Here is a 21,294-nt window from a genome sequence, read left to right on the forward strand (position 1 = left end):
TGTGACGCGAGGATGAGAATCGTGGCAGCTCCAGACCGACGGGCTGCCACCCACAGCGGCGATGACCGACGAGGGTCTTCTATTGCCAAGGCAATCGTCCGTTCGGGGACCTATGTGTTCCAATGCTCGTCGAGCGGATCGGTGGGCCGCACCGCCGTAGCGTTACGGCGAGCGGAAGCGGCGTTGGGTGCGGCTTTTCCCCTGAACGCTTCACACCAGGCTGATAGGGGATCTTGCAATCGCACACACGCGGTCTGCAGGCGTGCCTATCAAGCAGTTTGCTCAGACCAACGTCGCGGCGAGCCGATCCTCAATACGCAGCGCAAGTCCTAGACTCCACGATCGTCCTTCGGTGCAGATTTGCTCGCGCCTCGCCCTGATTACAGCTGATAAGGCGAGCTAACAATTGCAAGAGCCACAAGCTATTCCAGCTCGATCGGTTTGGTGTTCCAGTCGGGCGGGGTCTGACCGAGAATGTTGCGAACGAAGAAGTCTAGGAGTTTGCGCTCGGTGTAGGTGCCTAGAGTATGGTGATTGGCACCAGGAACGTAGACCATGTCAAAATCTTTTCCTGCCTTGATGAGTCGATCGGCAAGCTGGAACGAGCAAAACGGATCGACATTATCATCCATTTCGCCGACCGCGATCATCAGCTTGCCCTGCAGCCTGTGAGCATTGTCAACGGCGGAGGATTGCGAATATTCAATGCCGACCGGCCACCCCATCCAAAGTTCGTTCCACCAGGTCTTGTCTATCCTGTTGTCGAAGCAGCCGTTTTTGGCGACGGCGACCTTGTAGAAATCGGGGTGAAAGAGCAGCGCGCTGACTGCACTCTGGCCGCCGGCGGATGCGCCAAAAATGCCGACGTTGGATATGTCGTACCATGGATATTGCGCGGCCGCCGCCTTGTGCCACAGAATGCGATCGGGAAATCCTGCGTCCTTCAGATTCTTCCAAGCAACATCATGGAAGGCGCGGGAGCGGTTGTTGGTGCCCATGCCGTCGATCTGAGCAACGACGAAGCCCAGCTGCGTGAGCGGCTCTGTCCACCGCGAGAAGGATTTTGGGACGAAGGAGCCGTGGGGTCCAGCATAGATATTCTCCACAACCGGGTATTTCTTCGTCGGGTCGAAGTTGGCTGGCAGGTGGAGCACGCCCCAGATGTCAGTTTTGCCGTCGCGCCCCTTGGAATGGAAACTGAGCGGCGGCTGCCAGCCTGCGGCGACGAGCTCAGAAATGTCGGCCGTCTCGATCTGCTGGAGCTTGGCATTGTCGCTGGCGCGGTAGAGTGCCATGCGCGGGGGCAGATCGATGCGTGACCAGAGATCGACATAATAGCGCCTGTCAGGCGAGAACTCGATATGGTGGTTGGCCGGTTCGGGCGTCAGTGCAGTCAGTCCCTTGCCGTCAAAGCCGATGCGGTAAGCATGGACCCAATAGGGGTCCTCCTGCGAGTTCATCCCGCTCGCCTCGAACCAGATCTGACGCTTGACCGGATCGACATGGTTGACCCTCCGGACGACCCACTCACCTCGCGTGATCTGGTTTTCGAGCGCGCCTGTCCGGCCGTTGAAAAGATACAAATGCTCATACCCGTCGCGCTCTGATGCCCAGATGATCTCCTTCCCGTCATCGACATCGTAACGGAAGATTTTTCCGGCATCCTCCTGGCCATGCCCCAGCGGCAAATAATCAACGAATGTCTCGCTGGTCTCATCGATCAGGGAGCGCCCGCGGCCCGAGGCGGCGTCTACCTCGACCAGGCGATAAAGCTGATGCCCGCGCTGGTTATATTCGAAAGTGAAGCCGCGGCTGTCCGCCCACCACCGGAGAGGGGAAAGTTCGAAGACGTTCGAGAAGAGGGCACCGTCAATCACGATCTGGCGCCGGCCGGCAATGTCGAACAGGACTGGCTGGGGCAGCGGAAGGACATCGCCCGGCCTGGGATAGAATTTTGTTGAATATTCCCGCTCCAACTGGTCCGTCGAAGAATTGAGGTAGCGGACCTCTCGCCTATAGCCGGGGCGAACAAGGTAAGCGGCGAGGTGGCGCGAGTCCGGCGACCAGCTCAGCGTCGAAAAGACGTAGCAATTGCCTTCGGCTCCGTCCCGGCTCAGAGGAACATCCTGCAATCCGTCCTCGCTGCGCAGGAAAACGTTGCAGTTCTTGATATAGGCGATCCATTTGCCGTCGGGCGACGCGTTGCTCTTGTCGGGGTTGTTCTCCGCTGGCGGCGTGTAGCGGTGGCTGAGCTCCCTACGGTCCCCTTTCCTTGCATCGAATGTGGTGCTGGTACAGTCATAGCTTGCAAGGTCGCAGCTCCACCGGGTGTCTTCAATCTGGAAGTCGAGCCTGCGACCATCCTCACTCAGTTCGAAACGGTCGAACGGAAGATTGCCGGCTTGATAGCTCTCATGGCTCACCTTGTTTAGCGCTGCCGCCAGACGCGCCTGATCGAAAGCGGGCCGCTTGAAACCCGTGGCAGCATCGACCTGCATGAACTGCTGCTCGCCGTGGCTAGTCCGGCGGTAGACGAAGGCTTCACCCCCGGTCAGCCAGAAAGGCATTTTGGGGACATTGACAGTGAGCCCGCCATATCGATCGTTGATCGTAAGTGCGCGCTTGAAATCGGCCGGCGCTAGCGTCGGGTGTAAACTTTTCGAACCCTTGGCCAGCGTCTGAGTTGCCGATCGCCATGCGGCGCGCGTCAAAGCGCCGATCCTGGACATACCTGTTCACTTCTTTCGGTTTTCGGAATGCTAATTTTGAAGTTGGGTTCTCGTCGCCGGTCTGCAGCAGCGCCGAAGCGTCGCCTTGGAGGAGAGCCAGCACGCGGGTGCAGCCAGGCACGCGCAACAGGGGCGCTCCTTGGACATCCAGGCACTGGTTCGGGTGCCGATTGAAGAGTTGGCGTCCGCCGCCGAAACAACCAGGAAAGAGCGTCCATGCAGCCCTGACGCGACTATTTCCCCGCGAGTATGGCCGCTTGCTTTTCTGCATCATCTGAAAGGTCCTGCTCTAGTCGGGCCGGATGTCACCCCGGCAGAAATCATTGTGCTATTTCGACAATCTCCGAGCGATTGCCGCCGGCCCATGACGAGGTTTACCGATAGGGCGCAATATGCGTGCCAAAGGAAAAGCGGTTTAAATACACGGCAATCCGCCTATGTCGCATCCCCAACATCGTCGCACACCGGACAATGCCGGACGAAATTGTCCCGGGGCGTCAAATTGGTTTGATGGTGACCCAAGGAGTTCTGGCTTTATCTGAGGCGTTCGGCCTTTTTCGAAAGCCGGACTCTTCGCGCGTTTCCGACGGCCCGAAGCGCCTGATCAAAGCTGACGGCATTCCCGGGTCTTGGCCTTGCCACAGCAGCACCTGCTGCATCAATTCCGACGGACGCTGTAGAACACCTGCAACACACGGCCCGCAGCAATTTCTCCGGCGCAACGCTGGGGCGACCGCCTTTGGCACTGCAGGCGTACATGCCGGAAAGGATGCCGTCTAGCCGCACCAGCGCTCCATTGATCATCAGCCGGTGCGGGCACCAGGATGACCGGCTGGAACGAAATCTTCCAACCGCTTCATCGTGAACAGCTGCTCCATGAACACATCGCTCCCGTCAATCGAGCCGTCTCGCCAGGGGGATCAATAGTCTGTCTTTGGCGTAGGTATTTCAGCAGCCTGCTGTTAGCGTGCGGACGACGCCGACATCAACCGGCGGACAAATGCGACGAGGGCAACAAGCGCGCCTGACGCAACGCCGCCAGATCAGCCGAGCCCGTGCAGAAGCAGGCGACGGCCAACTGGCGGATGACGATCTCGAAATGCGCGACAACGGCCCCGGTGGACACTGTCGCCGCGCCCAGCACGCTGGCCGCCTGCCCGGCGATGTCCGCGCCCAGGCGGATGGCCTTGGCCACGTCGACGCCATCGCGGATCCCGCCCGACGCGATCAGCTTCACCGTTGGCAGCGCCCGACGCACCGCCTGCACGCTGGTCAGGGTGGAATCCCCCAATCGGCGAATGACATCGCCACTGCACGGTCGGCGGCATTGCGGGCGCGCTCGCCCTCCACTGCGGCCCAACTGGTGCCGCCGGCGCCGGCGACATCGATTACCGCCACGCCCGCCTCGACGAGCGCACAGGCACCGAGGCGGACAGGCCCGCCCCCACTTCCTTGGCCACCATCGGCACGCCCACGATGCGCGCGGCGCCAGCGATCAGCGCCAGGACGCCGCGCCAGTTCGCGGTCGCCCTCCGGCTGTACCGCTTCCTGCAGCGGATTGAGATGGACGATGAGCCCATCGGCCTCCAGCGCGTCCACCGCGCGACGCGCCAGGTCCAGGCCGTCGGCCTCCCGCAGTTGCGCGGCGCCGATATTGGCCAGCAAGGGAATGTCTGGCGCCAGGCGGCGCAGCGCGCGCGTTAGCCCCTGGGAGTTGCGGGATTGCAGGCTCACACGCTGCGAACCGCACATGGCGATCCCCAAGGCTTGCGCTGCCTCGCTCAAATGCCGGTTGATGGCCTCGGCCCGTGGCATGCCGCCGGCCATAGAGCTGATCAGCAGCGGCGCGCGCATAGCCTTGCCCAGCAGCGAGGCGCGCAGGTCGATCTGCGTCAGGTCCAACTCGGGCAGTGCGCAGTGTTCGAGATGGATGTACTCCCAGCCAGCGGCCACCGTGGCCGGCGCCGTTCGCCGATCCAGCACGATGTCCAGATGTTCGTCCTTCCCCGGCTCAGGGCGGTGTCGCTCATGCTCGCTCCATCCGTAGCAGCGGGCGACGGCGTTGCGTCGGATCGAACCGACGGCAGCGCGCCCAAGCCGCCGCCTCCGGCGCGTCCAGGCCGACGCACGCTGGCCTCCCCCTGCAGCGTCGCTGCGATAGCGGCTGGTCGAAGTCTGGTAGTACTGCGCGCGGATCGCCGCCATCGCCTCGATCAACGGTCCCCACGGCGCGGGAAAGCATTCTTCCGCCATCACCCGGTGCAGCATGCGCGTATGGCCGGCCAACTCGTCGTTGAGGAACTCAACCACAGGCATAGCCGGATAGCGCTGCAGAAGCAGGATCGCCGCGTTATCGCCGGCCGACCTGTCCTTGTCGCGTCCATGCAGATCGTTCTGCAGGCGCCCTATCACTGAGATGAGCCGCAGGACCTGGCGAAACGCTGGACGCGCGCGCAAGGTCGCCATGTCCAGCCCCCACAGCAGCGACAGGCAACAGAACACGGTCCCGTAAGCGATCGAATCGATGCCGTTGTGCAGGTACTCGGCGTAAGACCAGCGTCGCGCCCCTGCCGCCTGCGCGTGTCCGGCGCGCAGCGCCGCGCAGTAGCACCGGGTATAGTCGAGAAGCCGAGCATAGTCGTGACGATCGTAAGCGAGCGCAGCCAGCGAAGCGCGCAGCTGAGCGCAGCCCTCGAATCCGGAGAGCACGCACGGTACGCCGTGCCCCAGCGCCTGCTCCAGGGCGGCGAGCTGCTCCGGCGCGATCAGGCCAACGTCGTTGCAATCGTCTAGCCAGAACAGCAGCGCCAGTTCGCGATAGAACGCCACGATCAGCGTTTCGTCCTGCGGATCGCGGCCGGTGCGGGCGCTGGTGTCGCGCAGGCTCGGGTGAATGCGTTGCAGGATATACTGGCCGCCCCTTACCGCTTCCTCAGCATGCTCATCCGCGAAACCGGTCAGGGCACGCCCCCACTCAAGCACCTGCTGCAGCGCGCGTTCGGTCTGGATCATGGCGCCGCCCCTGCTCCCTCGGCTACGACGCGCCGCCCACAACGAAGCGCCAGCCACAACCCGGCGAGACCGCATCTCCGCGCCATAACGGCGATCGCGAAGTTATCGATCCGATTGCCAGTTGCTGATGCAAGCTCTTGTGAACGGCCGTTAGGACCGGCCCGCAGCCTCGCCGGCAGTATCGAGCAATCCGCTTGCGCCGGCTCGCCATAGCAGGCGAGGACGGCAAGGTCGCCGGCGGCAAACGCACGCGAGCACATTGCAAGCGACATCCGCGAACGCGGCGCCGACTGGTCAGCCTCCGCCTCGGTGCCCGCATATGTCCGCGAGTCGAGCAGCGCCTTCGCCACGAAATGAGCAGAACGCCTTACGAGCATCGACCGCCGGCTGCTGCGCATGCGCGATGATGAGGCATGGTCTCGCAGCGGACCCGTTCCGACAGATGCTGCACCAGGGACGAGGCGACCTTATCCAACAAGGCACCACTTGCGCTGTTTGTGGAGACGAGCGTCGGCTGCATCCATGCGGCTGCTTGAGTGGTGAAGACTCTGAACGACGGTTCCTACGGCGCTGCCGGCGCAATCGGCTGCTTGGGGGACGCGTGACGCAGTCAAAGCTCCCCTTGCCAAGCACGGAGCAGGCGAGTGAGAGAGCAGATGAATAGGCGTGTCGCCAATATTTTTGCATTGCTCTAATCGATTATAGTTGTGAGGAGCAATTTGAGACCATTTACTTGCGGCTCAAGTCACCCATAAAAGAAGGCAAGCACCGATTCGGTAGCTTATCCCCTGTCTTTCGCGTACTCGCGGCCGTGGCGCCGGGTGAACGATTGAAGACCGCCGGTCTCACTCGCAGGTGGGCGCCAGGGCGTGGGGCGGTTGGCAAGCCACAGGAGTAGGACAATGTCGAAGGATTCGGGTAAGGGCGATAATCACGGCGGCGGACCGGGCAAGATCGAGATCACGGTGGTGGTGAACGGCCAGCCCACGCAGGTCGAAGCCAATCCCAACCAGCCGCTTCACGTCATTCGTACCAAAGCCCTTGAGAACACGCAGAATGTCGCCCAACCAGCCGAGAATTGGGAATTCAAGGATGAGGCCGGCAACTTGCTCGATGTCGACAAGAAGCTTGGCGACTTCGGTTTCCCGAATACTGTGACCCTGTTCCTCAGCCTGAAGGCGGGCGTCGCAGGTGCCTAAACACCAAAGTGTGGATCCGGAGGTCTCCCGAGCGAAGTTTGATCGGGAGATCGGCCGGTTCCGGCCATATGCTGATGTCTATCGGGCTCAGGGCTGCTTCTTGATCGAGGCGACCTTTCCGCGCGCTTTCTTCATTTTCGCCAGCCCCAAGTTAAAGCCACGGGTGGTCAGCGCAGCGAGCGAGGTCGACTTCACCGACTACGACTTAAGACCACCGTCCGTGGTCTTCGTCGATCCGTTTACGCGTCATCCGATTGCCCGGAAAGATCTATACCTGAAAATGCTTAGACGTCCGCCGCTGCCCGGAACGCCGCCGGAGATGATAGGAGCTCTCATCCAGCAGAACGCCGTGCCGCTGACGGACTTCATCCAGGCCAACAGTCCCGAGGACGAACCATTCCTGTGCATGGCGGGCGTCCGGGAATACCACGACAATCCAGCCCATTCAGGTGATCCATGGCTGCTTCATCGGGGTTCTGGCGAAGGCTGTTTGGCCTTCATCCTGGACAAGATCATCAAGTACGGAATCGTTCCTATAGAGCAGTTGCAGATTCAACTCCAACCGACAATCGTAGGAATGGTGGTATCCCCTCAGGCGATACAAGAATGACTGGTTTGAGAGATGTAACGATCGTGACTCTCCCGCGCGGCTGCATCTCGACCACGCATGGGCATCTGCGCTCAGTTGGTCGCGAGGGCAATGAGGGGATGGCGCTCTGGGTCGGCGTTCAGCAAGAGCGGCACTTTGCCGTAACAGAGACGGTTATCCCGGCGCAGCGTCACATTCGGACAAACGATGGCGTTTGCGTGATCGTTGCGGCCGAAGAACTGCACCGGCTCAATGTCTGGCTCTACAAAAGCGGCCTGAAACTCTTGGCCCAGATTCACAGCCATCCGGGCCGCGCCTACCATTCGACGACGGACGACGCTTATGCGGTTGCTACCACGGTTGGGTGTCTGTCGCTGGTAGTGCCGAATTTCGCCCGCGAGCCTTTCGATTTTGCTCGGGTCGCCGCCTATCGGCTTGACGAAAAGGCCAAATGGAATGCGCTCCCTCCCGCGGCACTGTCGCGAATGATCATGATATCGAGTTGAACAATGGCATTCGCTAACTTCATCGATCGCGCCGCCACGGCGGCATCTCAGGTCCTGGCCGATTTTCATCTGGGAGACTTCAAAGCAGCTCTTGAAAAGCAGGTCGTGGCAGTCGCCTTCGACCATCAGGCCGCTTCCTGCGCCGAAGGCCAGGCGACACTAGATCTTGCGGTGAGATTGCTCGCTAGGCTCTACCCGGTTCTGGCGATACTCCCGCTGGACAGCGCGGCGAGCTCTCAAGCCCAAGCGCTGGAGCGCTTGGCAAAGTCGATCAATCCAAAAGTCGGCATCCGGCGTTCCGGCAAGTCTGCCACCGTCTGCGTCGTTGCAGGGGTAACGCGCCCATCACTCCGGTGCCCGATCTTTTTCGTGGGATCGGACGGTTGGGCGGCAAAGCTGTCGCGTACGGACCCGGTGGGCTCTGGCCCAAGTCTGCTGCCTTATGGAGCTGGCGCCGCCAGTTGCTTCGGCGCCGCCAACGTCTTTCGAACTATCTTCGCTGCCCAGTTGACCGGCGCCGAGTTGGACGAAACCATCGACCTCTCGCTATGCAGCTACGACAAGACCAAAGCCGGAGAGCCTGGCCCGATCGACTTCCCAGTCGACCTTGGCGAAACCCACCTCGTTGGGCTCGGTGCGATAGGCCATGGCTCGCTTTGGGCGCTAGCGAGACAACCCGATCTCAAAGGTCGTCTGCATGTAATCGATCACGAAGCGATCGAACTCTCAAACCTGCAGCGCTACGCATTGGCTGGCCAGGCGGAGATTGGTATGTCCAAAGCGGTTCTTGCAGCCACCGCCCTTAGATCGACTGCCCTTGAGGTCGAGGCGCACCCTCTGACGTGGGCAGAATATGTTGCGCGCCGGGGCAATTGGGTCTTCGACCAAGTGGGTGTGGCGCTTGACACCGCCGCCGACCGTCTGGCTGTCCAAGGTGCACTGCCGCGATGGATCGCAAACGCTTGGACGCAGGAGCACGATCTCGGTATCTCCCGGCATGGTTTCGATGACGGCCAGGCTTGCCTTTGTTGCATGTACCTGCCATCCGGAAAATCCAAGGACGAGCACCAGCTGATTGCCGAGGAACTCGGAATACCGGAAGCACACGAGCAGGTGAAAACGCTCCTGCAGACCAATGCCGGAGTTCCCAACGACTTTGTAGTTCGCGTGGCTACAGCGATGGCTGTGCCGTTTGAACCGCTAGCCCCGTTTGTCGGCCAGCCCCTGCGCTCCTTTTATCAGCAGGCTATCTGCGGCGGTCTGGTGTTCCAGCTTAGCGAAGGAAGTCGCCGCGTTCGAACTGTGGTTCCGATGGCCTTTCAGTCGGTGCTTGCCGGGATTATGCTTGCCGCGGATTTGGTCAAACATAGTGCGGGGTTTCCCATGAGCCCGACGACGAGCACTCGGGTGAATCTTCTGCGCCCCCTTGGCTCTCACTTGCACGATCCGAAGGCCAAGGACTCCAGCGGCCGCTGCATCTGTAGCGACGACGATTTCATTGCCGCTTACAGGCGCAAATACGGCGAGCGCGTTGATCAGGTAAGCGATGTCTCGGCCGCCTAAACAGACGCGCACCTCTCCGTAGACGCAGGGGGCGCGGCTTGTGGGCGTGACCATGGGCGCCATTATCACACGCTTGGCCCGCTCCTTTGCCGGCCTATCGTCCTCCGCGCATGATCCCTGTTGCCGACGTGATGATCCAGCACCAGCCGCCATGGCACCAGAGGCTGGTCAAACCTCCGTTGTTGGCCGATTTGGACAGTGCTGCATCAGGTCTCGACCGACGTCTCGACAGTCAGGGCTGCTTCGACGGGTGTGAAGATGTCAACATCGACCCCAGGCGCCCGCATCGTCACAATCAGGGCGTACCGAGCCAGAGCGTCGACGCGTTCCAGGTAAGGCTTCTCCTTCCACCAGCCCCCGACCGGGAACACGCCGATCGCATCACGCTCGGCGAGATCGGCGGCGCTGCCCGACCAGAAATCGGCGTGCAACGAGCCGCGATCGCGGAAGGTGCCGAGCAGCCACTCTTCTCCGCCTCCAGCAGGCGCCCCTTCCTCCTCGTCCCGAGCGGCCTGATTGATGCGGGCTCGGAATTCGTCGACTGTCTCGGTCGCTGACTTTACTCTGAACCGAAGACCATGGGACGCGTAACGATGCCGGCGGGTCCATCCGCGTTCACCGGGGTTGGGTTCGATGAAATAGGACAGCGTGACGCGGAGCTCGACCTGGGCAGCGCCGAGCGCCGCGAGCTGCTCCTTCGGCCAAGGCAGGCGATGCAGCTTCATGTCACGCGTTTTGGCAGCCGCGCCGCCCTCGCGCTGGAAAGGCTGAAGCTCATCTTCAACGATAAGCGTGAGGTCGTTCACCGTTGACAGAAGCGCGCGCCCAAGATCTGGCACGCCGTAACCATAGCGCCGCACGAGCGCCTGGATCTCGCCCTTCGCTCCGTTGCACGCATCGATGCGTGCGCGCATCGCCGGAGTCCATTCGGCCGAGTGGACGATCAGGGCGCGAACCGTTTCAGGCCACAGCTCGGGGCGCGCTGATAGAATTAGTCCCGCCATCCGTGCGGCATGGGCCGTTGCCGCGCTCGTATCTCCGAGGGTGGTGAAGTGGCGCAGTTCGGGTCGATAGAAAGTGGTCAATATCTGCAGATCGTCGATCGGCTCGCCAGGCAACACACCGTCATGGGCGAGATTGCCGCCTTCGAAGACGACCTCGGGCTTCACCGGCCACTGCCTGTCCCAAACGACCGAAGTGCGACTGCGCGGCGAGAGCTCGCCGACCGGCGCGATCGGAGCGTAGCCCGCAAAGTCGGTGTCAATGATATCGACCTTTTCTGTGAAAGCGCCGACCGTCAGCGCATTCCAGGCCTGAGAAGGATCATCGACTGCTTCCAGATCGTTGCGCGTCAAATGCTCGGCCGGCATGAGGTCATCGCCGATGTTGCCGGCAGAGAGAACGATCAAGCGTCGCTGCTCCTCTTCGAAACAGAGTTGGTCGATAGCGGCAGACCACGATGTGGGCCTTCCACGCGCCGGACTGGCGCTTGTCACAGCCATTGCGATCGCGCGGCGGCGCTCCGGCGCCTGCACCTCGGCGCGGGCGATCGCTTCCGCGGTGATCGAGCCATAGAGTTCTGGATCGTTTGCCTCGTCTTCTGGCGGAAGGATACGGACACTCTCCAGCCGAAAGGGCAATGGAACTGGATCGCCTCCGACCAGGAGCGGGACCAGATCACCGTACAGGCCGACACCTGCCATTCGCGTCCCGTGGCCGCTCCACGCAGGTGTGTCGTCGCTGCCCCATGCCGGTTTGACGGTGTGCCAGTCTTCAACGGCAAGTGCGGGTTCGATCAACGGGTGGGTGCGACGTACGCCGCTGTCGAGAATGCAGACCGCAATATCGGATTGAGGCGGTCTGACGCGCCCGAGAAGCTCGTCGCTCCAGTCCCTTTGCTCCGCGCCGCCAAGGCCCATGAAGAAGGACGGCGTATCCTTCGCGCGCCGCAGCTCGGCGACGACATCGCTGTGCGCAATCATGCGGTCGAGCATTGCCGTGCTGGCGAGTGCCAGCATGACCACCCGCTCCGGAAACCTGACCGCATGCGTGCGCAAAGTGATGTTCAGGGCTTCGGCAATGTGCTCGAAGTTCTCGCGGCGACCGTCGCGCAGCCAGACTTCCCACCACACCTGCTCGTCAGCGGCCTGGGGGAAGAGGTCGTCGTGGTCGGTAAACAACGATCGTGCAGTCGCCAGCCTGACTGTCTCCATGCGGGAGACGAGCGGCTCGTTGCGCGGTCTGCCGCGGTCAGTGTCAACGTCTCGATACGCCTCGACTTTCCGCAAATAATAGGCTTGCGCGCTTTGCGGCAGGAACACCGACGCTGTGATGGGAGCACCGGGTTGAGTTGGCTCATGGACGGCGACCAGCTCCATGTGCTGGCGACGATCGGCCAACTGGTCGAGGGCCGCCCGTCCGGACATGGGCAGATCGATCTCGAGGTAAAAGCCAGGCGTGCCGACCGACAGCTGGGGGTCACGCGCCGCAATCTGCTGGCGTGCACTTTCGACCGCTTGTTCGATGGATTGCGTCAAGGCCGCAGCATGCGACGCCCGATCACGCGCCGGCAGCGGCGGTGCATGTATAAGTTGGTTGGGCCGCCGATAGGCTTCCCGAATGCCGTTGTTGCGAAGGTGGATATGGGCGCGGTCGCGCGGAAAATCGTCTGCCATTATGATCTGTGCTGTCGCTACTCAGACAGCGAAGCCTGCCGGCGTTCCTTCAGAGCGTCGATGAGCGCTTCCGAGGTGATCCGCTTCCCCCCCCGCAATATGATGGTTTTTGCAGCGTCGTCGGCCGCGCGGGTGATCTCGGCCTGCGACAGTCTCTCTGCCTGAGAGATCGCCTCGTTCCAGGCAAGCCCTCTGGTGTCGAAGCGGTCGAGTCGAGCCCGAAGCAGCGCCTCGATAATCGGCCGATCGGGCACGGCGTATTCGATGACATCGTCGAAACGGCGGAACAAAGCTCTGTCGAGCAGCTCGGGATGATTTGTTGCCGCAATAATCAGGCTGTGGCTGTCGTCTTGCTCGAGAAACTGCAGAAACGAATTCAGCACGCGCCGAATCTCGCCAACATCCTGGCGTTCGCCTCGACGCGCGCCGATGGCATCGAATTCGTCAAAGAAGTAGACGCCCCGCGTCGCCTGCATTGCATCAAAAACAAGCCGCAGCTTTCCGGCAGTCTCTCCCATGAACTTGGTGATCAAACCATCGAGGACGATCATGAAAAGGGGCAGATGAAGCTCCCCGGCCAATGCCGATGCGGTCATCGTCTTGCCTGATCCTGGCGGGCCGACCAGAAGCAGTTTGCGACGGGGAACAAGCCCGTGCTCGCGCAAGCTTGCTTGTTGGCGCTGCTCTCCCAGCACGCGGTGCAGGCGCGAGCGCAGACTGTCCGGCAAAATCATGTCCGTCAGTCGCAGGTCCGGATAGCGCACATGCAGGAGGCCTGCGAGTTCGCCCTTTGGCTGAAAAAGGGGAACCGGCCGACTGCTCTTGGCAATCCGGGCGTCCCTGCTCTTGGCTGCGTCGACCAGATCCTTGAGCTCCTGAGCAAGCTTGCCATGGCCTTGACGTGCCTCATGCGCAGCAAGCTGCATCGCGATAGAGAGGAAACGATCCTCGTCGCCGGCAATGTGGCTTTTAAGCAGCGTCACGATATGGCGGGCCGTGGTCATGGCTCTCTTCTGGGGTATCCGTTTACTTGGCGAAGCGCATGCAACCTAAACGCTTTCAACGGCGATTTGTAACGCGCAATGGTGTTTTTTCTCTTGTCGATGTTCGCCCGTGGCAACTTCAGCGGTGAACTGTTGCGCCGCGGTCATAGGCCAGCCGGAATAACGCCGGCCAGCAGACAACAGTCCGCATCTTCGAGCGCTCGAAGTCTGGCCACTCACGCAGCGTGTCGGGTCCGAACGCTCCAAAGCCGCCCCGCCTGGCAGGTCCATGCGACCGATTGCGGGCGTGCGGCCATAAGGTCTACGCGGGCTCGCATGGCTGCCCGCGCCGCTGGCTAAAAAGCTGTACACCATCTCACGAAACACCAGGTCCGCTCCTTTGCCGGCCGACGGTCCATGAAATCCCCTCCCCACTCACGACACCGGAGACCTCCTTGCCCACATGGCGCTCAAGCACCGGCCGCCATGGCACCAGCGTGAACTCGCGCGACTTTTCAACGACGGCATATTTTCCGCTGGCAAGCTCGACGGAGCGGCGGAGCGTACCCTCTACTCGTCCTCCGAATCGCGCTTCGGCATAGGGCAGGCCAAGTTCCTCCGACAGTTGGCCAGCAACACGGTTCAGTTCTCGCTGGCGCAGGATCGAAAGCATGTTGGCTCGATAGACGATCCCATCCTGTTCTTTATGCGCGAGGCCTTGCGCGATCAGCCACTGCCGCCGGCGAGCTTGCGCCTCTCTCACGTCGCGGCCGAAGCCGGATCCGTGCAAAGGCTCGGGTCTATCGGCAACCAGCTCCCGGTCGAGCCAGGTGGCGCCGTTGAAGCTGACCTGTCGCTCCAGCGCCATTGAGGAGAGCTTGTCGGCAACGACAGGCTCGGCCCTGGCCCGCTGGCCCTCATAATTCGCGACGCGATCGAGATGGTCCGGCGCGATGAGCCAGGTGCCGTTCGGCTCTCGCTCAACGCCGCCGGTCGCGCGGCGGATCGCCTCCAGCCGCCGCACATGCGTTCGCGCAAAGCTCTCGGTGGCGGATGGGTCATGCTTCAGGTGCATATCGACGTCGTAACGGCCGCCATGCGCGGCGGCGATTTCGGCGATGGTACGATCGACCTGCCTCGGCTCGGTGTTCCTTGGCGCGACACGCACGATGCAGCCATTAGGCATCGTTTCCATCGCCTCGCCTCTACCGATGTTGATCCAATGGCTCTTACCGTCGACGGCGTCGACGATCATGTAATGGCGGTCATTGATCTCGTCGGCCAGTCCACGCGCGACAACGCGACCGACGAGAGACTGGACGGGCTCGCCGGATCGATCGTGGATCACCCAGTCGGCGGCCCTGCGGGCAAGCCCCTTGCCGGTCAGTTCGCGGTGCATGGTCTTGATGATGTCGCCGCGTTCGCCGGTGCGGCGCAGCGTGGCTTCGAGCTCATCGTCGAGGCGCCAGGAGCCAGCGCCGACCTCCGCGGCCAGACCCATCCGCTCGAGCTTGCGCAGCCGTCCCTGGTGCAGCGTCTGGCGAATGGCGTCGGGACCGCCCGGCGAGACCAGGCCGTCATCATCACGCATGCTGAGCAGCCGACGGTCGATGCTGGTGAAGCGTTCCTGCTCCATTTCCCGGCGCAGGCGAAGCTCAATCTCGCGGTCGGTTCGCGGACCGAGATCGAGGCTGACCAGCTCGGCCGCCCGCTCGCGGATGCCAGATGAGATATATTCGCGCGCGATGACCAGGTTCTCGCCACGGTCGTCCCTGCCACGGACGATGATGTGGCTGTGCGGGTGGCCGGTGTTGAAATGATCGACCGCGACCCAGTCGAGCTTCGTGCCGAGGTCTTCCTGCATCTGCGCCATGAGCCGCCGCGTCAGCGCCTTGAGGTCGTCGTACTCGATGCCGTCTTCGGCAGCGACGATGAAGCGGAACTGATGGCGGTCGCCGTCCGCGCGATCGATGAACGCCTTGCCGTCGACGCGGCCGCTGTCGGCGCCGTAGAGCTCGCCAGGTTCACCTTCGCGGGTGACCCCGTCGCGCTGAAGATAGCGTAGATGGGCACGCGCCCCGTCCGCGCCCTTGCCGGCGAGCTTGACGACCCGCGCCTTGACGATCACCCGGCGCTGGCGGAAGGCGGCATACCGGTCGCGCGATTTCAGCAGTGCGGCGGCCGCCCCGCCGCGCCCTGTCCGGCTTCCTGTGAAGCGACCACCGCGTTGCGGCCGGCCGCCAGCCCGGTTGATCGCCGCACGAACCTGGCCGGCATAGCGTTTGCCGGCCTTCGAGCCGCGCGACCCGATTTTGCCGAGCTTCGGCCTGAACTCGTCATCCTTAATGCGAGCCTCCCAGACATATCAAGCAAAATCAGACACTTACACGTCAAACCCTCTTGGCACCGGCGGCAGCCTCCCGGAAAAACGATGTGCAGACAAAGATTTAACCGCCTCCTGGAGGCGGTACCTTTATCTTGCCTTCCGCGCCCAGCCCCGCCAGACGCGCCCCCGTCCGCCATGGCTAACGCACCGGCTCCTTCGGCTGCGCGCCGTCCTTGCCGAGCGGCACGAAGAGATCGCCGTTTCGCACGCCTGAGTGAACACCGTCATGAATGAAGAACAGCGACCGTCCGAGAGGAGCGATTTGCGCCTTTGGAGCGACAGATTGGCTTTCGAACGCCTCGATGTCGGCCGCCGAAACTCCGGCCGCCTTGAGTTGGTCGAGGTACTCGACGGTCTCTTCTGGCAGCGGTTTGCCACGCTTCAAATGCTCGTCGTAGCGCTCGGGACCGGCATTGTAGGCGCCAAACAGGCCAGGAAATCCGAAGCGGTCATACATGGCACTGAGATAGGCCGTGCCGGCCAGGATATTGTCGCGCGGATCGTGGGGGTTAGGCCCAAGGCCGTGTTCGACCCGCATCTCTTCATAGGTGCCGGGCATCACCTGCATGAGGCCCATGGCGCCAGCGGGGGAGGTGATGGGGCGGCCGCCGCGCATTGTCTTGCCGCCGCTTTCGGCAGCCATGACGGCATAGATCCAGGCTTGGGGAATATGGAAGCGCCGGCTTGCTTCCGATACCAACGTCTGCCACTTTCGCAGCTGCGGACTTTGGGAGATGGCGACCGGCTCAGCGCCGGTCGAGGCGGAACAGGCGCATGGCGCAATGGCGATCATGCCCAACAAGAGGAGGGTCACTCGGTCCATAGTGGTACGAGCCTCCCGATGACATTTTGAGTGGGAACAGGCCCGAAATAGCGGCTGTCGAAGGAGCGGTTTTTGTCGCTGCCGAGCAGGAAAACCTCGTTATCCCCGAGCGCTCGGCAGCCGTTCCACCATGGCAAAGGTCGGCCTTCGGCGTCGATTTTGAGCCGGCGCGCGACGATGTCGCCGCCGATGATGATGGCGTCATTGAAGGCGCAGACATTATCGTCCGGCAGCGCTGCAAGACGTTTTGCCAGCGGCACATTGCGAGGCAGATAGCTGCGCTCGGCGGCGAGATACGCCGCGTATTCAGGCGGGCGCACGAGCACGAGATCGCCACGCGCCAGCGCTCCCGCAGCGATGCGGTAAAGGCCGATCGGCGCGCTGGCCGAGGCGTTCCAGACCAGCCAAGGGGCGGGCTTTCCCAGCGCCGTGAAGCCCAAAAGACCGAGACCGGCCGCGGCCAAGGCGACCGTCTTACGGGCTCGAACACGCCTCAGGCGGCTGCCGATCAGATGGATGGAAGGGCGCCGCCTCATGAACGGCCTCCCGTGCCGCCCTGGCCGGAACCGGCCTTGCCATCGCCGGCGATGGAGTGCTGCGGGTGTCCTTTCGACCAATGGTCGAGTTCGTCGATGTGATAGCGGACATAGCGGCCGTGCTTGCGGAATTTCGGGCCGCCGCCCTTGAGCCGCATCTTTTCGAGCGTGCGCTGGGAGAGCCCGATATAGAAGGCGGCTTGGGCTGTGCTGAGAAACGGGCTGCCCTTTTTCGCGCGGGCCGCGCGTTCGTTTTCGTCGTCCATGATGATCCTCGTTTCGCTTCGGACAAGCGAGGGCGAGGATGGGCGAGGGAGATCGTCTCGGGGACGGGCGAAGAGTCGGGGGAGAGTTTTCGCCGCCCTTTAGGGCGGACGGGGTTTGGGTGGAACTCCTGGGAATGAGCCCCGCGCCGGGGCTGCGGCGCGAGGCTCTTATCTCGGCCGGTCAGTCGGCCGGGTTCCAGATGATGGCGTAGGTGTCGTGATCGTCCTGGCCGGCGGCTCGGCCGAGATTGGCGTAGAGCTTGCGCGGTCCGAACTCCGGCGCTGCAATCGACAGGCTCACATAATCCTTGCCGGAAGTCTCGCCGGTGCGGATCCAGCCAGCGCCGACTTCGACCCCTTGCGTAAGCACCCGGAAGTCGGGATGGTTATCGGCGCTCTTGGCCTGGTTGGGGACGATATCGATGTCGGCGCGGACGCTGAGCGTCTTGAACTGGCCCTTGTAGGCGCCGTTTTCCTGCTTGTTGACGTAACCGATCGCGGTCATTTCGAAGTCTCCTTTTGTGGTTTCGCCGGGGACCATCCCCTGCGATGGCGCACCGTAATGGGCGCGTCAGGACCGCCTGAATCCGACAGGGCCGCAGCGACAGTGAAGGACCCGAGCGGGCAGCTTTTTTGTGAGCGAAGCGGCGCGAGGAAGCCGCCGCAGGCGGCGGGGAAAAAAGCTGATGGCGCGAGGGTTTCGGGCGGCCGGACCCGCCCATAGGTCGACAAGCCAGCCGCAGGGATGGTCCTTGGAGAGAGCATGGAGACCGCTCGCCAAGTGCGGTCTGTCAGCCAAGCAGGACGCCGGGATGAAACGGCCTGCAAAGATGCTGCGCCCTTATGCCGGATCGAGATCGTGCCAGCGGGTCGGGCGCCAGAGCAGACATCCGGCATGGTGCGATCTATGAAAGCAGGGCTCGCCAGCGGGAATTTGATACGCGAGGGGGCCAAAGTAAGGCTGGATGAGAAGCCGGTGCTACCTGCAGGTCCAGTGTCATGTGGCGGCGCTCGGGAAACCGCTACGCAATGTAACGCGCTCTTATGAGGCGAACAGACCGGCCCCAAAACCGATCGACCGGTGGTCGGCGCGAAACGCGTCATGCCTGTCCGAAAGCTGACAGTGGCAGAAGACGCATGTCGGGTTCCGCACAATTGACCATGCTGGATTTGTGAGGTTTTCAGGGAGAGCCATGCGTTCACTTCCCAGTGAGCTTTGGCACGGCATTTGCTCTTGATGTGGCAACACGGATCGAAGGTTGACTGCATGCACAAGCGCGAGATGAGCAATGCTCTCCTTTCCTGGAGGCTTGGCAGCAGATTCGATTTGACGTTGCGAGGAGCTTCAGCCGCTCGCGGCGGAAGTGATCTCAAATCTGAAGGCACCGTTGGGGCCGCAGCCATCAAACACATCTTTCTCTTTTTCGCAGCTCGTCTTCAACGCGATGCGGACTTCTTCGCGTCGACGGCGGCCGAAGGTGGAGAAGGGGCTCGACTTGCAAAAAGGAGTTGTCAATGACGTCTTACGTTCGCACCAACAGCCCGGCGCAGGTGCGCTCACTGTCCACCTTTGGCAAGCATCTGCAAAGGAGCGTGCTGACGGCGACGCTGCTTGCCGCGGCTTCGACGGGAAGTGAAGCGCAGCCCTATGTTCGTGCTGACGGCAGCACGACTGACGACTTGGAAGCGGCGCGAGCAAGTTGGCGTCATGACGCCGAATTCAATGGAAATGTGGGGCTCGCAGCCATCAACGCGGATGCCGCGTATGCGTTGGGTTCCACCGGGGAGGGGGCCAGAGCTCCTCGCCTGCCCTCGTCCGTCTTGACGAGTGCCCGCTTACAGCCTACCTCACTATCGCGTTAGCACTCGTCCATCGCGAGTGCTAACAAAAACCCCTCAACAGCGCACCAGGGAAAAATCCGAAAATGGCAAAGTCGAAGTTCCGCCCGCTGCATGACCGCGTGGTCGTTCGCCGGGTCGAATCCGAATCCAAGACCGCTGGCGGGATCATCATCCCCGACACGGCAAAGGAAAAGCCGCAGGAAGGCGAGATCATCGCTGTCGGCTTCGGCGCTCGTGACGAAGCTGGCAAGCTGGTCCCGCTGGACGTCAAGGCCGGCGACCGCATCCTGTTCAGCAAGTGGTCGGGCACGGAAGTCAAGCTCAATGGCGAAGACCTTCTGATCATGAAGGAATCCGACATCATGGGCATCATCGGCTCATATCAGGCCCTTTCGTCAACTGAATTCCCGGGCTCGATTGAAGCCCCTGCCAGGAGCTAAAAATGGCTGCCAAAGACGTAAAATTCTCCCGCGATGCCCGCGAGCGCATGCTGCGCGGTGTCAACATCCTCGCTGACGCGGTGAAGGTCACGCTCGGCCCCAAGGGCCGCAACGTGGTCATCGACAAGTCGTTCGGCGCCCCGCGCATCACCAAGGACGGCGTCACCGTCGCCAAGGAAATCGAGCTTGAGGACAAGTTCGAAAACATGGGCGCGCAGATGGTCCGCGAAGTTGCTTCGAAGACCAACGACATCGCTGGCGACGGCACCACGACCGCGACCGTTCTGGCGCAGTCGATCGTCCAGGAAGGCCACAAGGCCGTTGCCGCCGGCATGAACCCGATGGACCTGAAGCGCGGCATCGACCTCGCGGTAACCGACGTCGTTGCGACCCTGATCAAGAACGCCAAGAAGATCAAGACCTCCGAAGAGGTTGCCCAGGTCGGCACCATCGCCGGCAACGGCGATGCTTCGGTCGGCAAGATGATCGCCGAAGCGATGCAGAAGGTCGGCAACGAAGGCGTCATCACGGTTGAGGAAGCCAAGACCGCCGAGACCGAACTCGAAGTCGTCGAAGGCATGCAGTTCGACCGCGGCTACCTCTCGCCCTACTTCGTCACCAACGCCGACAAGATGGTTGCCGAACTCGAGGACGTCTACATCCTCCTGCACGAGAAGAAGCTGTCCAACCTCCAGGCCATGCTGCCGGTTCTCGAAGCCGTCGTGCAGACCTCGAAGCCGCTGCTCATCATCTCGGAAGACGTCGAAGGCGAGGCTCTGGCCACGCTGGTCGTCAACAAGCTGCGTGGCGGCCTGAAGATCGCCGCCGTCAAGGCGCCGGGCTTCGGTGATCGCCGCAAGGCCATGCTGGAAGACATCGCCATCCTCACCGGTGGCCAGGTCATCTCGGAAGACCTCGGCATCAAGCTCGAGAACGTCGGCCTCAACATGCTCGGCCGCGCCAAGAAGGTGTCGATCTCCAAGGAGAACACCACCATCGTCGACGGCGCCGGCAAGAAGGCCGAGATCCAGGGCCGCGTTGCCCAGATCAAGCAGCAGATCGAAAAGACCACTTCGGACTACGACAAGGAGAAGCTGCAGGAACGTCTGGCGAAGCTCGCCGGCGGCGTTGCGGTGATCCGCGTCGGCGGTGCGACGGAAGTCGAAGTCAAGGAAAAGAAGGACCGCGTCGATGACGCCCTCAACGCGACCCGCGCGGCCGTCGAAGAAGGCATCGTTGCTGGTGGTGGCGTCGCGCTGCTGCGCGCTTCGGCCAACATCAAGGCCACCGGCGTCAATGCCGACCAGGCCGCCGGCATCAACATCGTGCGTCGTGCGCTGCAGGCTCCGGCCCGCCAGATCGCGGCCAACGCCGGTGCGGAAGCATCGATCGTTGCCGGCAAGATCCTTGAGAACAAGGGCGCGACCTTCGGCTACAACGCCCAGACCGGCGAGTATGGCGACATGATCGCCATGGGTATCGTCGATCCGGTCAAGGTTGTCCGTACGGCTCTTCAGGACGCGGCCTCGGTCGCCGGCCTGCTGGTCACCACCGAAGCCATGATCGCGGAGGCTCCGAAGAAGGAGTCGGCTGGCGGCGGCATGCCTGGCGGCATGGGCGGCGGCGGCATGGGCGGCATGGGCGGCATGGATTTCTAATCCAGCTCTGGCAGCTTTCGCAACGAGAGGGCGGCATCAATGCCGCCCTCTTTTTTTGCGAACCTCGGTCCGATGAACGATCGACGC

The 21,294-nt window shown here is 62.3% G+C and carries 14 protein-coding genes and 4 pseudogenes; 7 read left to right on the forward strand and 11 right to left on the reverse strand.

What is annotated here, in order from left to right:
- Positions 1–422: 422 nt before the first annotated feature.
- The 4 genes and pseudogenes from P9236_RS28460 to P9236_RS28475 form a co-directional block, all read right to left on the reverse strand.
- Positions 423–2,729 carry a S9 family peptidase gene (locus P9236_RS28460; RefSeq protein WP_063169235.1) on the reverse strand — a complete coding sequence of 769 codons (2,307 nt, stop codon included), beginning with the start codon at positions 2,727–2,729 and terminating at the stop codon, positions 423–425.
- 667 nt (positions 2,730–3,396) lie between these two features.
- A pseudogene (locus P9236_RS28465) lies at positions 3,397–3,628 on the reverse strand (IS5/IS1182 family transposase); the annotation flags it as partial.
- A gap of 86 nt (positions 3,629–3,714) precedes the next feature.
- Positions 3,715–4,759, reverse strand: a pseudogene (gene fni / locus P9236_RS28470) (type 2 isopentenyl-diphosphate Delta-isomerase).
- An 88-nt stretch (positions 4,760–4,847) separates the two neighbouring features.
- Positions 4,848–5,741: pseudogene (locus P9236_RS28475) on the reverse strand (hypothetical protein); the annotation flags it as partial.
- A gap of 902 nt (positions 5,742–6,643) precedes the next feature.
- Between P9236_RS28475 and P9236_RS28480 the strand changes: the two are divergent.
- Genes P9236_RS28480 through P9236_RS28495 form a run of 4 tightly spaced genes read left to right on the forward strand, consistent with a single transcriptional unit; the run spans position 6,644 to position 9,598 of the window.
- A complete protein-coding gene (locus P9236_RS28480) occupies positions 6,644–6,940 on the forward strand; it encodes a DUF2604 domain-containing protein (RefSeq protein ID WP_024505654.1) in 297 nt (98 codons plus the stop codon).
- Positions 6,933–7,550: a putative metal-binding protein gene (locus tag P9236_RS28485; RefSeq protein WP_024505653.1), complete on the forward strand. Its 618-nt coding sequence runs from the start codon at positions 6,933–6,935 to the stop codon at positions 7,548–7,550. The genes P9236_RS28480 and P9236_RS28485 overlap by 8 nt, the downstream gene beginning before the upstream one ends.
- Positions 7,547–8,035: a Mov34/MPN/PAD-1 family protein gene (locus P9236_RS28490; RefSeq protein WP_024505652.1), complete on the forward strand. Its 489-nt coding sequence runs from the start codon at positions 7,547–7,549 to the stop codon at positions 8,033–8,035. The genes P9236_RS28485 and P9236_RS28490 overlap by 4 nt, the downstream gene beginning before the upstream one ends.
- Before the next feature lie 3 nt (positions 8,036–8,038).
- A complete protein-coding gene (locus P9236_RS28495; RefSeq protein WP_024505651.1) occupies positions 8,039–9,598 on the forward strand; it encodes an E2 ligase fold family C protein in 1,560 nt (519 codons plus the stop codon).
- Positions 9,599–9,804: 206 nt separating this feature from the next.
- On the opposite strand, the gene P9236_RS28500 is transcribed toward P9236_RS28495, so the two are convergent.
- The 7 genes from P9236_RS28500 to P9236_RS28530 all read right to left on the reverse strand — a co-directional run bounded on the left by P9236_RS28500 (position 9,805) and on the right by P9236_RS28530 (position 17,772).
- Complete coding sequence (locus P9236_RS28500; protein WP_063169237.1) at positions 9,805–12,273, reverse strand: S8 family peptidase; 2,469 nt, start codon at positions 12,271–12,273, stop codon at positions 9,805–9,807.
- 17 nt (positions 12,274–12,290) lie between these two features.
- Complete coding sequence (locus P9236_RS28505; RefSeq protein ID WP_024505649.1) at positions 12,291–13,277, reverse strand: ATP-binding protein; 987 nt, start codon at positions 13,275–13,277, stop codon at positions 12,291–12,293.
- Positions 13,278–13,632: 355 nt separating this feature from the next.
- Positions 13,633–15,603, reverse strand: coding sequence for a relaxase/mobilization nuclease RlxS (gene rlxS / locus P9236_RS28510; RefSeq protein ID WP_063169238.1), 1,971 nt, complete (start codon positions 15,601–15,603; stop codon positions 13,633–13,635).
- A 178-nt stretch (positions 15,604–15,781) separates the two neighbouring features.
- Complete coding sequence (locus tag P9236_RS28515; protein WP_024505647.1) at positions 15,782–16,465, reverse strand: lytic transglycosylase domain-containing protein; 684 nt, start codon at positions 16,463–16,465, stop codon at positions 15,782–15,784.
- A complete protein-coding gene (locus P9236_RS28520; protein WP_024505646.1) occupies positions 16,453–17,001 on the reverse strand; it encodes a S26 family signal peptidase in 549 nt (182 codons plus the stop codon). Before P9236_RS28520 ends, P9236_RS28515 begins: the two co-directional genes overlap by 13 nt.
- Positions 16,998–17,267 carry a helix-turn-helix domain-containing protein gene (locus P9236_RS28525; RefSeq protein WP_024505645.1) on the reverse strand — a complete coding sequence of 90 codons (270 nt, stop codon included), beginning with the start codon at positions 17,265–17,267 and terminating at the stop codon, positions 16,998–17,000. Before P9236_RS28525 ends, P9236_RS28520 begins: the two co-directional genes overlap by 4 nt.
- Before the next feature lie 181 nt (positions 17,268–17,448).
- Positions 17,449–17,772 carry a DUF736 domain-containing protein gene (locus tag P9236_RS28530; protein WP_024505644.1) on the reverse strand — a complete coding sequence of 108 codons (324 nt, stop codon included), beginning with the start codon at positions 17,770–17,772 and terminating at the stop codon, positions 17,449–17,451.
- A 1,010-nt stretch (positions 17,773–18,782) separates the two neighbouring features.
- Here P9236_RS28530 and P9236_RS28535 point away from each other — a divergent pair.
- The 3 genes and pseudogenes from P9236_RS28535 (at position 18,783) to groL (ending at position 21,207) form a co-directional block, all read left to right on the forward strand.
- Complete coding sequence (locus P9236_RS28535; RefSeq protein WP_063169239.1) at positions 18,783–19,130, forward strand: hypothetical protein; 348 nt, start codon at positions 18,783–18,785, stop codon at positions 19,128–19,130.
- 62 nt (positions 19,131–19,192) lie between these two features.
- Positions 19,193–19,486: pseudogene (gene groES, locus P9236_RS28540) on the forward strand (co-chaperone GroES); the annotation flags it as partial.
- 65 nt (positions 19,487–19,551) lie between these two features.
- Complete coding sequence (groL, locus tag P9236_RS28545; RefSeq protein ID WP_063169240.1) at positions 19,552–21,207, forward strand: chaperonin GroEL; 1,656 nt, start codon at positions 19,552–19,554, stop codon at positions 21,205–21,207.
- Positions 21,208–21,294: the final 87 nt, after the last annotated feature.

Source organism: Mesorhizobium sp. WSM4884, assembly GCF_029625675.1.
Taxonomy (GTDB): Bacteria; Pseudomonadota; Alphaproteobacteria; order Rhizobiales; family Rhizobiaceae; genus Mesorhizobium.

Bases quoted from the DNA above. Each gene is read 5' to 3' on its own strand.
- P9236_RS28460 (WP_063169235.1), bottom strand. From the start codon at position 2,729: ATGTCCAGGATCGGCGCTTTGACGCGCGCCGCATGGCGATCGGCAACT.
- P9236_RS28480 (WP_024505654.1), top strand. From the start codon at position 6,644: ATGTCGAAGGATTCGGGTAAGGGCGATAATCACGGCGGCGGACCGGGC.
- P9236_RS28490 (WP_024505652.1), top strand. From the start codon at position 7,547: ATGACTGGTTTGAGAGATGTAACGATCGTGACTCTCCCGCGCGGCTGC.
- P9236_RS28495 (WP_024505651.1), top strand. From the start codon at position 8,039: ATGGCATTCGCTAACTTCATCGATCGCGCCGCCACGGCGGCATCTCAG.
- P9236_RS28500 (WP_063169237.1), bottom strand. From the start codon at position 12,273: ATGGCAGACGATTTTCCGCGCGACCGCGCCCATATCCACCTTCGCAAC.
- P9236_RS28505 (WP_024505649.1), bottom strand. From the start codon at position 13,277: ATGACCACGGCCCGCCATATCGTGACGCTGCTTAAAAGCCACATTGCC.
- P9236_RS28515 (WP_024505647.1), bottom strand. From the start codon at position 16,465: ATGGACCGAGTGACCCTCCTCTTGTTGGGCATGATCGCCATTGCGCCA.
- P9236_RS28520 (WP_024505646.1), bottom strand. From the start codon at position 17,001: ATGAGGCGGCGCCCTTCCATCCATCTGATCGGCAGCCGCCTGAGGCGT.
- P9236_RS28525 (WP_024505645.1), bottom strand. From the start codon at position 17,267: ATGGACGACGAAAACGAACGCGCGGCCCGCGCGAAAAAGGGCAGCCCG.
- P9236_RS28530 (WP_024505644.1), bottom strand. From the start codon at position 17,772: ATGACCGCGATCGGTTACGTCAACAAGCAGGAAAACGGCGCCTACAAG.
- P9236_RS28535 (WP_063169239.1), top strand. From the start codon at position 18,783: ATGACGTCTTACGTTCGCACCAACAGCCCGGCGCAGGTGCGCTCACTG.
- groL (WP_063169240.1), top strand. From the start codon at position 19,552: ATGGCTGCCAAAGACGTAAAATTCTCCCGCGATGCCCGCGAGCGCATG.